This is a genomic window from Rhodococcus sp. ACS1 (genome assembly GCF_002300155.1).
GTDB lineage: Bacteria > Actinomycetota > Actinomycetes > Mycobacteriales > Mycobacteriaceae > Rhodococcus_F > Rhodococcus_F koreensis.
Map to the genome: position 1 here is coordinate 1 of NZ_NSDZ01000001.1, position 14893 is coordinate 14893.

The 14893-nt window shown below is 64.8% G+C and carries 12 protein-coding genes and 3 pseudogenes; 10 read left to right on the forward strand and 5 right to left on the reverse strand.

Annotation, left to right across the window (positions count from 1 at the left end):
* Nucleotides 1-173 (reverse strand): annotated as a pseudogene (locus tag CJ179_RS52460) (3'-5' exonuclease); the annotation flags it as partial.
* A 50-nt stretch (nucleotides 174-223) separates the two neighbouring features.
* Between CJ179_RS52460 and CJ179_RS00010 the strand changes: the two are divergent.
* From CJ179_RS00010 to CJ179_RS00025, 4 genes are all read left to right on the forward strand, one after another.
* The gene (locus tag CJ179_RS00010; RefSeq protein ID WP_095860283.1) at nucleotides 224-1828 is read left to right on the forward strand and encodes an integrase; all 1605 of its coding nucleotides are present in this window, start codon (nucleotides 224-226) and stop codon (nucleotides 1826-1828) included.
* On the forward strand, nucleotides 1825-3693 hold the full coding sequence (locus CJ179_RS00015; RefSeq protein WP_218834791.1) for a hypothetical protein: 1869 nt from the start codon (nucleotides 1825-1827) through the stop codon (nucleotides 3691-3693). Before CJ179_RS00010 ends, CJ179_RS00015 begins: the two co-directional genes overlap by 4 nt.
* Nucleotides 3694-3878: 185 nt before the next feature.
* A complete protein-coding gene (locus tag CJ179_RS00020) occupies nucleotides 3879-5837 on the forward strand; it encodes a hypothetical protein (protein ID WP_218834792.1) in 1959 nt (652 codons plus the stop codon).
* Nucleotides 5838-6272: a hypothetical protein gene (locus CJ179_RS00025; RefSeq protein WP_095860285.1), complete on the forward strand. Its 435-nt coding sequence runs from the start codon at nucleotides 5838-5840 to the stop codon at nucleotides 6270-6272. It begins immediately after the preceding gene.
* Here the strand turns inward: CJ179_RS00025 and CJ179_RS53720 are convergent.
* The 3 genes from CJ179_RS53720 to CJ179_RS00040 form a co-directional block, all read right to left on the reverse strand.
* Nucleotides 6220-6702 carry a 3'-5' exonuclease gene (locus tag CJ179_RS53720; RefSeq protein WP_306454226.1) on the reverse strand — a complete coding sequence of 161 codons (483 nt, stop codon included), beginning with the start codon at nucleotides 6700-6702 and terminating at the stop codon, nucleotides 6220-6222. The two genes, CJ179_RS00025 and CJ179_RS53720, sit on opposite strands and share 53 nt — an antisense overlap.
* A complete protein-coding gene (locus CJ179_RS00035) occupies nucleotides 6699-6950 on the reverse strand; it encodes a hypothetical protein (RefSeq protein WP_095861001.1) in 252 nt (83 codons plus the stop codon). Before CJ179_RS00035 ends, CJ179_RS53720 begins: the two co-directional genes overlap by 4 nt.
* Nucleotides 6951-7042: 92 nt before the next feature.
* Complete coding sequence (locus tag CJ179_RS00040; protein WP_095860286.1) at nucleotides 7043-7606, reverse strand: hypothetical protein; 564 nt, start codon at nucleotides 7604-7606, stop codon at nucleotides 7043-7045.
* A 263-nt stretch (nucleotides 7607-7869) separates the two neighbouring features.
* Here CJ179_RS00040 and CJ179_RS00045 point away from each other — a divergent pair, with 263 nt between their 5' ends.
* Nucleotides 7870-8115 (forward strand): AlpA family transcriptional regulator, encoded by a 246-nt coding sequence (locus CJ179_RS00045; RefSeq protein WP_005257276.1) that lies wholly within the window; start codon nucleotides 7870-7872, stop codon nucleotides 8113-8115.
* A gap of 310 nt (nucleotides 8116-8425) precedes the next feature.
* Here the strand turns inward: CJ179_RS00045 and CJ179_RS53725 are convergent.
* Nucleotides 8426-8871 (reverse strand): annotated as a pseudogene (locus CJ179_RS53725) (cytochrome P450); the annotation flags it as partial.
* Between the two features lie 178 nt (nucleotides 8872-9049).
* Between CJ179_RS53725 and CJ179_RS00055 the strand changes: the two are divergent.
* The 5 genes and pseudogenes from CJ179_RS00055 to CJ179_RS00075 all read left to right on the forward strand — a co-directional run bounded on the left by CJ179_RS00055 (nucleotide 9050) and on the right by CJ179_RS00075 (nucleotide 14856).
* Entirely contained in the window at nucleotides 9050-9841 is a 792-nt protein-coding gene (locus tag CJ179_RS00055; RefSeq protein ID WP_095860287.1) for an IS5 family transposase, read from the forward strand.
* 14 nt (nucleotides 9842-9855) lie between these two features.
* Nucleotides 9856-10923: pseudogene (pgi, locus tag CJ179_RS00060) on the forward strand (glucose-6-phosphate isomerase); the annotation flags it as partial.
* A gap of 368 nt (nucleotides 10924-11291) precedes the next feature.
* The gene (locus CJ179_RS00065) at nucleotides 11292-13850 is read left to right on the forward strand and encodes an ATP-binding protein (protein ID WP_257015360.1); all 2559 of its coding nucleotides are present in this window, start codon (nucleotides 11292-11294) and stop codon (nucleotides 13848-13850) included.
* Complete coding sequence (locus CJ179_RS00070; RefSeq protein ID WP_179377470.1) at nucleotides 13847-14245, forward strand: roadblock/LC7 domain-containing protein; 399 nt, start codon at nucleotides 13847-13849, stop codon at nucleotides 14243-14245. The genes CJ179_RS00065 and CJ179_RS00070 overlap by 4 nt, the downstream gene beginning before the upstream one ends.
* Nucleotides 14242-14856, forward strand: a complete 615-nt coding sequence (locus CJ179_RS00075) for an ATP/GTP-binding protein (protein WP_095860289.1) — start codon at nucleotides 14242-14244, stop codon at nucleotides 14854-14856. The genes CJ179_RS00070 and CJ179_RS00075 overlap by 4 nt, the downstream gene beginning before the upstream one ends.
* Nucleotides 14857-14893 lie beyond the last annotated feature (37 nt).

The following is a 14893-nucleotide window of genomic DNA, read 5'->3' on the forward strand; positions in this document are numbered from 1 at the left end:
GCGTCGCCGCAGGCGCGGTGCGCACCGTCGAGTCGGATGTTCTTCTCGACGCCTTCGGCCTGGGAGCGCTTCACCATGATGCATCCCCACCGCTCGGTGTCGGCCAGGTGCAGGGGGTCGAGGCTGTGGCGGTGGCAGTCGTGCAGGATGCGGCTCTGATCAAATGATGCGTTTTCTCTAGGCTCTTCAGAGTTGTCGGTCGAGGCAAGATCCTGGAGGGCGTGTGGCGAGTGATGCAGGGCGCTGGGAGGTCGAGTTCTACGACTTCGTATCGGGTCAACCTGGCGTCGGAGTCGAGGAGTTGGCTGGATTCGGCGACCTGCACGAACGGGCGTCGCGGAACGGTGCCCGTCATGGGACCCCGGTCATCGTAATGGCGTCAGGTGAGGTTGATCCGCGGATCAACCTGTTCTTCCGCACGGGCAGGATGGCCGATGCGACTCCCTCGACGTGGCGTCGGTACGCCTTCGCGTTGGTGGTATGGCTCAATTTCCTGCGCCTGTGCGACCAGCGGTGGGATCACGCAACCTTCCGCGATGTCGAGGCCTTCAAGCACTGGAGGCTCACCGATGTCACCAATGACGGCCGGGTCGCGCCGACCAGTTTCGATACCGACCGGGCCGCGCTGAAGTCGTTCTATGCGTGGGCTTCGGCGCGCTACGGCGTCGCCAATCCGATGCCCGCCACCACGGTGGCCGCTCGACGGCGCGATTTCGGTGTCGACTCGTTGCCTGATAGCGGTCGGGGGCGGCGCGATCCGCTGCGCCCTACCGGTGCCAATCGGCGGCAGGTGAAGTGGATGCTGCGGCCGGCGTTCGAGCAATGGCGCGACGTTGGACTGCGCGGTTACGGTTTCGACGGGTTACGGCGGCCGGGATGGCGTGGGGCAAGCGAAGACCGGGACGGGGCTTTCGTCGACGGGCTCTACGGCACTGGGCTGCGGGTCACCGAGTGGTCCAGCGTGCTGGACATCGAACTACCCGCTCCGGGCATGACACGGTTTCCCAAAGCGTGGCTGTCTGCGGCGTGCATCAAGGGAAAGAAGGAGGGACGGGAGTATCGGATTCCGCGCAGCGCACTGCGTTCGATCGCCTCCTACACTGACCCGGCGGCGGGCTCGCGCGCCGAGATCGTCGAACGGGCGCAGCGTGCAGGGCGCTACGACCGGATCCCCGGCGTGCGGATCGTGACCGGCTACAACCCGCGCAGCCGGTTGCTGTCGATCGAGGGTGAGCATGGCACGTACCAACTGTCGGTCGACGTCCTCGGGCCGGACGAGCGCCGCCGGCTGTTCCGCCGATCTTCCGGCGGGTTGGAACCGGTGGCGTTGTGGTTGCGGGTCGACGGGTTACCGAAGAGGGCGCACGGGTGGGAGGACACGTTCCAGCACGCGAACGCCCGTGTTGCTGAGGCGTGGGTCGCGGCCACCTGGCCAGAACTGCGGGGGGAGCAGCGCACGGAACGGAAAGCCGAGTGTCCGTTGTGGTGTCGTCCGCACATGTTGCGGCACTCGTTTGCGCTGAAGTGGTTCTCGATCCTCTCGACGGTGTGGCAGCACCGCATTGAGGGGTTCACCGACGTGGAGGTCGCTGACCTTCGGGATCAGTTCGGCGACATCTGGTATCAGATGGCAGCCTTGCTTGGTCATCGGGACCCAGCAACGACGAAGGACACGTACCTCGAACCGTTCAACGCGCTGCAGGTCGACTACATGATGTCGCTTCTGAACGAGGAGGAGACCAGCGTGGTCGACACCCTCATCCGAGCGGTCGCCGCCAACAGCGGACGGGTCCTGTCCCCCACGGTCGCGATCGAGGCAACGCGGTGAGAGGGTATGGCGGCCAATCGGCGTCGCTTCCCGAGAAGGGCTGGAGAGCACCGGAGCTCGTGCTGGAGGGTGGCACCGCGGTGAGGTTCATCGAGGAGCAGGGCGGTGCGGAGAAGATCTACGACTTCACCAAACTCGCTGTGGAGCCCGCGGTACAGCAGTGGCTGGCGCGTGCGTTCGCTCGACGAATCCGGCCGCCTGCCGCGGTCAAGCGGATCAAATCCGCCACCCAAACCTACGAAATGATAGGCAGGTTCGCCGCCGTACTCGGCGCCAGCGATCCCCCGGTTGGGGACGCCTCAGCCGTGACCGCGGATCATCTCACTGCATTTCACGACAGATACCACGGTCTACGGTCGCAGTTGTATTATGTCGATTCGCTGCGCGGGATACTCCGCGACGATCCAGACTTACCGGCGGACGTGCGGGCCGACTTGATCGCCACTCGACCCGCAGGTAACCGTGACCGATCGGTGCCGTCACGGCCCACCGAGTACACCGACGTGCAGTGGCAACAGATCACGAGCACGCTGCGCAGGGACGTTCGTTTGGCGCGGAACCGCATTCGGGCCGGCCGGAGCTTGCTGAGCCGATACCGGGACGAGAGGATCGCCGAAGATCACCCCGACTGTTTCCTGGCCCGGCAGCTGGATCTGTTCGACCGGACCGGCGACGTCCTCCGCACGCGCCGGGGCACGCCGAGCGAGGCTCTGTCGAAGCTGGGCGGGGTAAGGCACATCGCAGCACTTCTGTGCTTGACTCCGCACGAGATGACCGCGTTTGCGCTGCTGATAACTGCGATGACCGGCGAGAACTTCGGCACGGTCAGCGGGTGGCCTGCCACCTCGTATCGCCCCGATGGGCGAGCACTGGATACCGCGGCAATCGTGCTGCTCGAGGCGACGAAACCTCGCCGCGGCCCCGACCGAGAACACATCGTGACCGCGCTGGAAGATCTGCCGCCAAGCCTCGCTGGGGTGCTCGACGCCGATACCGGCGATCGCCGGCTGTTCCGGTCAACGCTACGGGTCTACGAGTTGCTGCTCGAGCTGACGGAACTGTCCCGCCGCCACGGTCGTCACCAGGGAGCGTTCGGCGCATACACCGCCTCCCCGAGCAGGAAGGGCGAGTATTGGACTTCTCGGCCTCAATCGTTCCACGTCGGTGCCTGGGCGAAAACGAATGGCTTCCCGGTCACTTCTTCTGCGACCTCGGAGGGTCCCCCGTCGATAAACACCCGCTGGCTGCGCAACACGGCGATCGCTCGCACCCGCCGACCGGTCGCACACACTCGGACGACGATGAACGACCAGTATCTGATGCGCAGCGACCAGGTGATCGGCGACGCTCGCACCGTTGTCGCGTCGGCCCTGCGGCGGGAGGTGGACAAGGCCCGCCGCCGTCACGCGGTCCCGGTGTTCACCACCGAGTTCGTTTCGCTGGCCCGCGCCGACCCGCAGGCGGCGGCCCAGCAGGCCGCCCTCCCCGTCCGGGCGGTGTCCGCGTTGATGTCCGGACATCACGACACACTGCTGGCCGGCTGCACCGACCACACCAATAGCCCGCACTCCGAGGTGGGGATGCCCTGCCCTGCTTCATTTCTGGAATGCCTTGACTGCGTCAATGCCCGCGCACTCCCCCATCATCTGCCGGTACAGATCGCCGCTGCCGACCAGATCGCTGCGCTGCGACCACATCTGGATCCGCAAATGTGGACGGCGAAGTACGCTCCCGTGCTGGACCGACTCGGCGACATCCTCGGTCATTACACATCAGCCGAGCAGGATCGGGCACGGACCGACGTGACCGGTGAGCAGCGCCGCCTCGTCGAACAGGTGCTCGACGGACGATGGGACTTACGGTGACCGCGGCGACTCCTTCAACTCAGCCCACCGGGGCTCCGTCGTCGCCGTGGCCCGCGCCGGAGGTGCCGATTCTGCGGGGTCGGGTGATCCGGCCTGATACCCCTGCCGAACAGCTATCTCGCTTCGGTGATCCCACCTGGGCGCTGCAGCCGGCCCAGCCGGATAGCCATCAGGGGGTCTGGGCTGTGCACTGGACGAAGTTCCCTGACGCGCTGGTCCTGCCGCTCAAGACGGTGTGTCTGGCGCTGCTGGACCATCCGGTGCCAGCGCAGCACGCGGTGCGCACCGGCGCGAAGCTGCTGGCGGTGCAGACCATCTCACACACCACACACCATCTACGGGTGTTGGCCGAGTGGATGGCCCACCGAGGCCTGACCCGGCTCGGCGAACTGACTGATCGACACCTGGACGCCTACCGCACCCACGTCCTTACCCTGGACTGCCCGGTGATCCGAAAGCGCCAGCTGCTCAACACCGTTGTCCTCGTTCACGCCTACCGCGATCTGCTGCCCCAGCCGTGCCGGCTGGCCACCTCGGCCCCCTGGGGTGGGGCCTCGGGCGACAACCTGGTCAAAGTGCCGCGGGCACCGAGGGTGAACAAGACTCCGCGAATCGCGGCAGAGACCATGGAGGCGTTGCTGGCCTGGTCGCTGCGAATGCTCGAGGATATCGGCCCGGACATCGCCGACGCATGGCGGACCTACCAGCAGCTCCAACAGAGCAGCCACCCCTCCCAAGCCCGGTTCGTCGGACTGCCGATCAGACAGCGACTCGCGAAGTTCCTTGCCGATGCCGCGCGAGAGGGCACCGCGCTGCCGGGTAAACGCCGGCCAGACGGTGTGCTGGCACTCGATGAGCAAACCCTGCTCAGGCTGATGGGTTTGGGTTTCTCCTATCACCGCTTAAGTTCCGCTCGTCAGCGCGAGATGGTGGCCGAGTCCGGCCTGCCGCTCACCGAGAGCTACGCGCTCAGCAGTGCCATCAACGGCACCATCGACGGTCGACCGTGGCGGGACCGTCCGATCACGCCGCAGGAACTGCCCGATCTGGTGCGGTTTCTGACTGCCGCCGGGTTTGTCATCGTCTGCTACCTCAGCGGCTTGCGGCCGGGCGAAGCACTGAACCTGCGTCGCGGCTGCTGCGACACCGACCCGGAGACCGGCGAGCTCCTGTTGGTTGGCCGACGCGGCAAGGGCCAAGGCCGCACCCCGCTGGTCGACGCCCACCTCGCAGACGACCCGTGGGCGCGGCCCTGGGTGGTCGTCCAACCGGTGCACGATGCGATCGCACTCCTAGAACAACTCACCCCACACCCACTGATCTTTCCTCCCGCCTACGGACGTCCTACGCTGCGCACAGCCCAGACGCATACCCGGACCACGTACTACATCGCGCAAGACATCGGCGGGTTCATCGACTGGATCAACCACAACTTCGTCACCGCCGACGGCGGCGTTCCGATCCCCGCCGACCCGACGAAGCGCTTACACGTCTCGCGTTTCCGACGGACGTTGGCCCACTTCATCGTCCGCCGCCCGCGCGGCTTGATCGCCGCCGCGCTGCAGTACGGTCATCTCGCAACCAAGGTCACTCTCTCGTATGCCGGAGACGCGGACACCGGCTGGATGGACGACTTGGTCATCGAACGACTGGAATTCGTGCTCGAACAGGTCGGCCAGGACCGGGCGCTGCTGGACGAGGGCGAGCACGTCAGTGGTCCCGCCACAGAGGAATACAAGACGCGGATCGCGCAGTCGGCGGCGTTCGCCGGCCGGGTGGTCACCGGCGTCCGCAACTCCGAGCGCCTACTCACCCACGCCGACCCGAACGTCCACCACGGTGACGGCATGACCTGCGTGTGGACCAAGGAGACCGCGGCCTGCCGAAAGGCAAAGCTGGCGATGGGGCTTCCCGACAACGACGCACCCGACGAGTCCGAATGCCGATCGACCTGCGTCAACCTCGTCTACACCGACCGTGACATCCAACAGCTCCGTCAGCGGCTTCACATACTGACCCTGCATGCCGACGACCCGCTCGCTCCACAACCGCTACGGGACCGCGCAGCAGCCCAAGTCGCCACCCTCAGCACGACCGTCGAAAGACACGAACAAGCAAGTCAGCAGTCCCCGAAGGAAGAGTGAATGACGAACCGCAAATTCCGCGATCGTGACGAAGAAAGGTCAGCGATTCGCGCCGCAATCCACCGGCTGCTGGAGGGAATCCCGCTGCACTCCTCCTCCGGCAAGCTCACCGCCACAGAACTAATCACCGAATCCGGGTTACGGCGCGACGTCGTCTACGACCACCGCGACCTCATCGACGACTTCCAGGCCCGGGTCAAAGCCCAAAACTCCACACCCACAGCTTTCCAACAACTCTCAGACCAACACGCCGCCCTGAAAAACAGCCTCACCAACACGAAACAGCAACTGGCGAACGAAAGAGCCACCACCAAGATTCTCCGACAGGCCATCGCAGAACTTTCCTTGGAACTGCAACAAACACGCGAGGAACTCACCGACCTCAGCAACGTCGCCAGACTGCGGTCCACGAACACGGTTGATCCCGAGACCTGAAGCGAGTATCAACCGCCTTCGCAATCCGACAAACAGTCGTCCGACAACTGACTTGCCTAATGAAGGCGTTGTAGGCGAGTACGACCCGGTCCGCGGTGACCGCTGCGAGGGCGGGGAACACGGTGGGCCAGTCCGGAGCGCCGATGAGTTGGGCGGCACTGATGCCGTGTACGGCTGCCGCCGCGGGGTGGATCTGCACGTCGCCGGGATCGACGAGGGTGTCGAGGAGGACGGCGCCGGTGGCTGCGTCGATGACAGCCAGCTCGAGAATGGACGAGTCCAGATCGCAGGTTTCGCAGTCGAGTATGACCGCATGGCCCGGGGCGAGCATGCGCGTCACCCATTCCCGGGGGTCGTTGCCTGCTTCGGTCATCGTCTCCTCCTCGGTGGCCATCGTGACGACACCCTCCGACATGCAGTTCGGGGTCATCGGGATGCCTTGCCCTCCTCGACGACGGTCACCCACTGGTCGGGGCTGTAGGGGACGGCGGCGGGGAATCCGTCGGTGACGATGCCGACGTGCACGGTGGTGGTGTTGACGCGGTCGATTTCGGCGACGGTGTAGTCGTAGAACTCCCCCGCAGTGAACGGCTCCGGCCAGTCGACATTGCGTTCGCGCACGACGTCGCCGGGGCGCAGGTCCAACACATTGCGGCCCTGAACGAGTTGATCGGTCATGATTCCCCCTAGATTGCTGGGCATTACTGGCATGGCGGTGTGCGAAATGGTCAGTGCGGTCATTGAGTCTCCGTTCGTTGGCGAGTGGGAGGTCAGCGCAGGAAGCGATATGCGCGATGGGCGGCGCGGGCAGCCGGTACGTGCCGGATTGTCAGGCGCACCGCGGTACAGGCCGCGCTGCGTGCGACGCGGCTCCCGATCCGGGCAATCCTCGAGGACCTGTGGTGCTGGCGCGGGGAGGTCTTCGGCACCTTCCGCTCGTGGGGGGAGCCTTCGTCGAGTTCGGATTCCCACTGCGTCCAATCGTCACCGGGCACCCGGCGGCCAGGTTCCGGGCGGGTAGGCCTGCGGGACTGGCGCTTGCGGCGCTGCGGATCCAGCACGCGCAGTCCCGGAATCCGGGTGAAGATCAGCTTGGCCAGGCGCGAACCCCATGTTCGGTGCCGGTAGGCGCCGAACAAATGCCCAGTGAGCCACACCGCCGTACCCGCCGCCATCGCGCCGAGCTGGGCGCCGACGGCTGCACCCGCAACCAGCCAGACCAGCCCTTTGAGTACGAGGACAATGCCGGCGATCCGCGCCAGCCCGTAGCCGAATTTCCAGACCACAACAATCGTGAACGCGACAAAAGCGGCGGTGATCAGCAGCGGCGACATATCCGTACCCCTTCCCTCTGACCTGATTTCACTTTTACCTTACAGCGTCATATTGTATTGTTGCAAGTATGAAGAGATACCACATGTCCCAGACAGGCGCGCTGGCATCACATCCTCGAGCTGTAGGGTCTAGCGCATGGAACCCCCGCGTCACCGGACTGCGCCCGGGTGCAGGCCACACTGCCCCCGTCACTCGTCATCGTTCACTCGGCCGTACGTCTGCGACTCCGCGGTCCAGGCCACGACCCGTCCGGAGATCTGAGATGGCCAACCCGAACAGGCTCACCTCGCAGGAGTGCATCGACCTGATCAAGGCCGAGTCCGGCACCGAGATCTCCGCCTCGACGTGGCGCTCGTACGTCGCCCGGGGGCAGGCGCCGGCCCCGGTCGAGAAGATCGGGCGAACGCCACTGTGGAAGCGCGGCGAAGTCATCGAGTGGGCCAACAACAGACCCGGGCAGGGCGCGCGCACCGATGTGCAGAAGCCCCGGCGCCGACGCTCAGAATGATCGGCGGCCGCCCGCATTCGATGTCACTGGAGTTCGACTCTCTACCCTGAGCTGCACAGAGGACATGTCCCCTACCCGTCGGGCTTTCTCTCCCGACCCTCAGAACGCCTCCGTTCTCACTGCGAGCACGGAGGCGTTTCGGTGTTCGGAGACTCTGCCGCTAGACGATTCCCCGAAGCCGGATACAGGAGAGTGCGAAAGGCGCAGGCCGATTCCTCGATGCCCCGGCTGGAGTCAGAGGAGGGGACATGTCATCTTCGCAGTTCAGGCTTCTTCCATCCTGTGGTCGAGGTGACGCCCCGGGGCACCATCAGTCACGTGTCCGGACCGGAAGTGAATCGATGCCGCTGACGAACGCGGAGAGCAGCAGTTCCGGTTCGCCCACCACGTGGAGCGTCGGGTGGGCGGTGAAAAGTTCTTCGAGCATGACGCGCAGCTCCAGCCGCGCGAGGTTCACGCCCAGGCAGTGGTGGATGTCTTTCGCCCCGAACCCGAGATGCTTGCCGGAGTTCGCCCGGGTGATGTCGAACCGGCCCGGACCGTCGAAGATGCGTTCGTCGTGGTTCGCGGACAAATACCACATGACAACCTTGTCCCCCGCCGCGATCTGGGCGCCGCCGAGTTGGTGTCGACGGTCGCGGTGCGCCGCATGTAGGGCACCGGGGAGGCGAAGCGGATCACCTCGTCGATCGTGTTGTCGATGTGGCCGGCGAAATCGGCGAGCAGCAGTTCTCTCTGGTCGGGGTGCTCACTGAGAGAGCGTTTGAGAACTCGCGATGGGCGCGCAGGTGCCTGACTGAGAACCGAAGAAGTGGGCTCCTGGTTGGGTCGGTGATAACCAAGTCCTAGCCACCAGGAGCCCACAATGCCATCATCGCCGATCTCGCCATGCCCGTCGTGCCCGCCCCACGCGGTGGACGGACATGGTTATGCGGTGTACCCGTCGTCGGTCACAGACGCAGAGTGGGCGATCGTCGAGCCGCTGTTGCCTGCGCCGGGCAGCACGGCAGGCCGCGGGGGACGACCCGAGAAGTATTGCCGCCGTGTGATAGTGGATGCCATCTTGTACATCGTGCGTGGTGGTATCGCGTGGCGGCAACTGCCGGTGGAGTTCCCGCCAGCCGGGACGGTGTACGCGGTCTTCGCACGCTGGGCCCACAGCGGCGCGTGGCAGCACATCCTTGACGCGCTGCGCGACCGACTGCGGGTGCGGGACGGGCGGGACCGGTGCCCGACCGCGGCGATCATCGACTCGCAGACGGTGCCGGCCGCCGACACCGTGCCTCGATCGAGCCGCGGCTGGGATGGCGGTAAGAGAACGAACGGCGTCAAACGACACATTGCGGTGGATGTGAACGGCCTGCTGCTCGCCGTCGTCGTCACCGCTGCCTCGATCCAGGATCGCGACGCCGCGCACCGACTGCTGGCTGCGCTGCGCGGTAGATTCTCCACCCTCCGGCTGGCCTGGGCCGACGGCGGTTACCCCGGACGATTGCCCGTCTGGGCGAAAGACGTTCTCGCCCTGCCTATAGAGATCATCAAACGCATCCCCGGCAGCACGGGTTTCCACGTCCGGCCCCGCGTGTGGGTGGTCGAGAGAAGTTTCGCCTGGATCAACAAGCACCGCCGCTGCGTGCGCGACTACGAAACCAGACCCGACCACCACGAAGCCATGGTTCACATCGCGATGATCGCGACCATGACCAGGCGACTTGCCCGGACCTGACGGTTTTCAAACACACTCTCACAAACGCCACCAACGCCAGAGGGTGGGTGACCTCCGCGTTGGGCGCGCAGGCGGTCGCTCGCCACTTCGTCGCCGTCTCCACCAACGCTGACCGGGTCACCGCGTTCGGGATCGATGCCGAGAATATGTTCGGGTTCTGGGACTGGGTCGGTGGCAGGTACTCGGTGGGTTCCGCGGTCGGCCTCGCCGTCATGATTGCGATCGGCAAAGACTCCTTCGAGGAGTTCTTGGACGACTTCCACACCATCGATACGCACTTCGCTGATACGCCGCTCGAGGACAATGCGCCGACCATTCTCGCGCTGTTGGGAGTGTGGTATTCGAACTTCTTCGGCGCCGAGACACGAGCGATCCTCCCGTACTCGAACGACCTCGGCCGGTTCCCCGCCTACCTGCAACAACTCACCATGGAATCAAACGGCAAGTCGGTGCGGGCCGACGGAAGCCCCACCCAAACCTCGACAGGCGCAGTCGTCTGGGGCGAACCGGGCACCAACGGTCAGCACGCTTTCTACCAACTGCTGCATCAGGGAACGCGTTTGGTGCCGGCGGATTTCATCGGCTTCGCCGAACCCACCGAGGACCTTCCAGCGGCAGCCGGCGCGGGCAGCATGCACGACATCTTGATGAGCAACCTGTTCGCGCAATCGCGCGTTCTCGCCTTCGGAAAGACACCCGAGGAGCTCACACGGGAAGACACCGCCCCCGACCTGATCGCCTACAAGACGATGCCCGGCAACCAGCCCTCGACCACCGTGCTGGCCCCGCGGCTGACCCCGTCGGTGCTCGGGCAGCTGATCGCCCTGTATGAACACCAGGTCTTCGTCGAAGGAATCATCTACGGCATCGACTCATTCGACCAGTGGGGCGTCGAACTCGGAAAGGCCCAGGCGATGGAGTTGGAGCCGGCCCTCTCATCCGGAAATGGTTCACTGCCGAGGGGTCTCGATTCATCGACTGATTCGATGATCCGTTGGTACCAATGCGCGCGGGCACACGGCGCCCGACAGCACCGATCTTCCCTGAGTGGGCCCCTGCGCCGTGGGCGGGAAGTGGGCTGAACGGCCACCTCCCGCCGGGTTGAGTTGTTCGGGTCGCGGGGATGAGGCACCGAAATGCACTTGGCCGAGTGGCCAGTAGCTGCTGCCCGTCCGGTCAGGTGATGCGGCCCTGAAACGCCCGTAGACATATCTCGGCACGAGATTGAAGTCGAAAGTGGAACGGTGACGATGAAACTGGGATTGATCTCACGAGCGTTCTCTGCCGCATCGATTCGTTCACCTCGGCAGTCACCGGACCCCTTTCGCAACCCAGGATCATTTGAGCCGAGGGGTGCACGATGAGTCGTGCACCCGCCGCGGTCGGCTTCAGCCGAGTCACTGGGCAGCGGTCGGCACGGGGCATTGCAGAGTGGCCGCTGCGTTGGAAGATGGCAGTCGTGTTGACCGTTCCCCTTCTGGTCGCTGCCGGGCTCGGCGTTCTTCGCGTGCAAGAAAGCCTCAGGGCCGCAGCAGACTTCACCACTGTCGCGGACAGGGTCCAGATCCTTCCACTTCTCGTCGAGTTGGACGGGGACGCGGCCGTGGTGATGGGAACGTTGGCACTACGCACCATTACTACTTCGATGATCGGCAACCTCGACGCCTCGATAATGGACGTGGAACATGCCAATACAGCGGCGATGCTCGACGACGGCGCGGCCTCCGACGTTGCGACAGCCCTCTCCGGTGCGCGTGCCTTGAGCGCCCAAGCCAAGCAGGGACCCACATCAACCACGGCACTCACCGCACAGCTCGCGTCCATCAGATCCGCCCTATCGAGCGCGGTGAGCGCGATCACCGCGCCGATTGCCGACCCCGAGGTGGTCGTCAAGACCGCGCGTCTCGAGGATTTGTGGGCGGCCCAGAAACTCCTCTCGGCGGAGGGCCTGTCCGTCGTCGCATCAACCGCAATCCTCACCGGGGAATCCGATGCAACTCTCGAAGCCGAGAGCGTCAATATACTGGCCCACCTACGAACCGAGTCTGCACTGCTCGACAAGGTCGAGCAACGGTATGCGCCCGGTGACCCAACCACGGCGACGCTCCGCCAAGGCGTGAATGACCGCACCACACTTTCGCAGAATGTCACTGACCGCGAGAGCGCTGACCAGGCACAGACCGATCTGAAGAACTCGCTGATCGCGAGCGTCGACGACTACTCCAGTGCAATCGCCACGGCATCCGCCGATTTGAAGGATGCAGTGGTGGCCAAGTCGGACAAGCTGCGGACCCATGCTTGGCGGGACACCGCGGTCGTCACGGCGCTGCTGCTCGCCGCGATTCTGCTCGCCGTGGTGGTGGCACGATCCCTGCTGAAGCCGCTGCGACGACTGCGGCATGGAGCTCTCCAAGTGGCTCACACTGACCTGCCGGCGGCGGTCGGACGACTCAAGTCCGGTGCGAACGCCGCCACACTCGAATTCGATCCCATCGACGTGCACACCCACGAAGAGATCGGCCAACTTGCGCGTGCCATCGATGACATCCACAGCCAAGCTCTCCTGCTCGCCGGCGAGCAGGCACAGCTTCGACTACAGATGAACAACGTCTTCGAAACGCTCGCCCGGCGCAGCAGGTCGCTGATCGACCTACAACTGGAGTTGATCGAACAACTCGAGTTCGAAGAACGTGACCCCAAGCGCCTCGACAACCTCTTCCGACTCGACCACCTCGCCACCCGGATGCGCCGAAACGGCGACAACCTTCTCGTCCTGGCGGGCAGCAACAATCGGCGCAATCGCCCGGCGCCCATCCTCCTGGGCGATGCCGTGCGCGCATCCATCTCCGAGGTGGAGCACTATCAGCGTGTTCAGGTCGGTGCGGTGCCACCAGTGGCGTTGACCGGTATGGCAGGAAGGGATCTCGTGCATGCCCTGGCAGAATTGTTAGACAATTCGTTGCACTTCTCGCCGCCGGACAGTGCCGTGACGGTGATCTGCGCGCGCACTATCGACGGCGGTGTCGTGATTGAGATCGTGGACCGCGGAATCGGCATGTCATCGACCGACCTTCACGAACTCAACGACCGACTTGCCGCGACACCTGAAGTCACCCCGGACACTGCCCGCCACATGGGCCTCTTCGTCGTCAGCGAACTCAGCAATCGGCACAACATCACCATTGCCCTCCGCCCGACGCTTGACCGGCCTCGCAATGCGGGAATTACCGCGTCGGTCCGCATTTCCAGTGATGTGCTCACCGTGGCACCCGACGCTGAAATCCAGGGCTCAGGCGGCCAGTTCCCGGATGCTGGTCCGCATGCCACCCGCACGTCCGCTCGTTCCGGCGCACGGATTCCGGACGAGACAGCAGTCGCCTTCCCGCTACACCGCGCAGGTCAAGAGCCGGCACCTCTCGCCGGCGATCGAGTCGGGGAATCGGGCGAGCCCGAAACCGGCGCTCTGCCTCAACGCCGACCCGGGGCAACCGGGATCACTACCTCCGCGCGACCCCGATCCGTCGCAATCCAGGAACATAGTGAAGCTCCACGAGGACCCGCGCCGCGAGATCGTTTGGACTCCTCCCGGACAGCGTCCTTCTTCCAACCTCGGGCTGTAGCCGAAGCAGCGCACGAAGACCGGACCGACCAGACCCCGATTTTCGCCAGTATCGCTCCCCCGTGGCTGACCGACCCCACCAAGACCGACAGGGAGGTGATTCCGGAACAATGGGTGACGCGGGCGGATACCGGTTGGTCGGCAGCGCGCCGAGCCGCGCAGCACCCGCCCGAGCGGACCATCCGAAACGGCCTGCCGCAACGGATCCCCGGGCAACGCCTCGTCCCTGGCGGGGTCGACGAGATAGACCACATGTCCAGACGCGCCCGCACGCCCGAGACTGTCCGCGCAAATCTCACGCGACACCAACATGGCGTCCGCGCAGGCAGGACGGGCACACCACGCGATCCCGGACTACGCGACCAAAGGCAACAGGAGGAACCTTCGTGACAAGTGGTGGCACTCTCAACTGGTTGGTGTCGAACTTCGCCCGCGACATCCCCCGCGTGGCACACGCGGCGCTGGTCTCGGCCGATGGCCTCCTGATGGCCGCGAGCGCGCACCTCCCGATCGACCGAGCTGAACAACTCGCGGCGGTGGCTTCGGGGCTGGCCAGTCTCTCCGCCGGTGTATCGACGCTGTTCGAGGGCGGTGGGGTCATGCAGTCGGTCGTGGAAATGCAGCACGGCTATCTGTTGTTGATGAGTGTCGGAGACGGCTCGCAACTTGCTGCCTTGACCACAGCAGAATGCGACATCGGACAGGTCGGTTACGAGATGGCGGTCCTGGTCGAACGCGTCGGATCCGAAATCGAAGCCATGCCCCGTTCGGCAGCGCGGTCATGATTCCGTCAGGCTTACGTTCGGCCGGCCCTTTCCCGACGAACCCCTCGACCGACCGGGTCATTTCAGCCAAGATCGTCATCGCGGGCGGATTCGGTGTCGGGAAGACGACCATGGTCGGGTCGGTCTCCGAGATCGTTCCGCTGCGGACCGAGGCGATGGTCACCGACACGAGTACCGGGGTCGACAACGTCACGGCAACCCCACAGAAGATGACCACCACCGTCGCGATGGACTTCGGGCGCCTCACTCTGGCAGACGATCTGATCCTCTACCTGTTCGGAACGCCCGGCCAGAACCGGTTCTGGTTCATGTGGGATGACCTCGTGCGCGGAGCGATCGGTGCCATAGTTCTCATCGATACCCGTCGCCTCGACGACAGCTTCGCCGCGGTCGACTATTTCGAATCCCGCAGACTTCCTTTTCTGGTGGCCGTCAACGAGTTCGACGACGCACCCCGACACCCTGAAGATGACATCCGGGCCGCACTGGCGGTCAAAGCCGACGTACCAATCATCTGCATCGACGCACGGAACCGTGCCTCGGTCAGGAACGCCCTCCTCGAGATTTCGGCATATGCTCTCAAGTCGTTGAACATCGCAGCGTCCTATTGACAATTCGTCACGGCGGTAACTTCCGTCCGCCTTGGAT

Excerpts from the sequence above, each read along its gene's own strand:
- CJ179_RS00025 (WP_095860285.1), top strand. The coding sequence starts at position 5,838 with ATGACGAACCGCAAATTCCGCGATCGTGACGAAGAAAGGTCAGCGATT.
- CJ179_RS53720 (WP_306454226.1), bottom strand. The coding sequence starts at position 6,702 with ATGACCCCGAACTGCATGTCGGAGGGTGTCGTCACGATGGCCACCGAG.
- CJ179_RS00035 (WP_095861001.1), bottom strand. The coding sequence starts at position 6,950 with ATGACCGATCAACTCGTTCAGGGCCGCAATGTGTTGGACCTGCGCCCC.
- CJ179_RS00040 (WP_095860286.1), bottom strand. The coding sequence starts at position 7,606 with ATGTCGCCGCTGCTGATCACCGCCGCTTTTGTCGCGTTCACGATTGTT.
- CJ179_RS00045 (WP_005257276.1), top strand. The coding sequence starts at position 7,870 with ATGGCCAACCCGAACAGGCTCACCTCGCAGGAGTGCATCGACCTGATC.
- CJ179_RS00065 (WP_257015360.1), top strand. The coding sequence starts at position 11,292 with ATGGCAGTCGTGTTGACCGTTCCCCTTCTGGTCGCTGCCGGGCTCGGC.
- CJ179_RS00075 (WP_095860289.1), top strand. The coding sequence starts at position 14,242 with ATGATTCCGTCAGGCTTACGTTCGGCCGGCCCTTTCCCGACGAACCCC.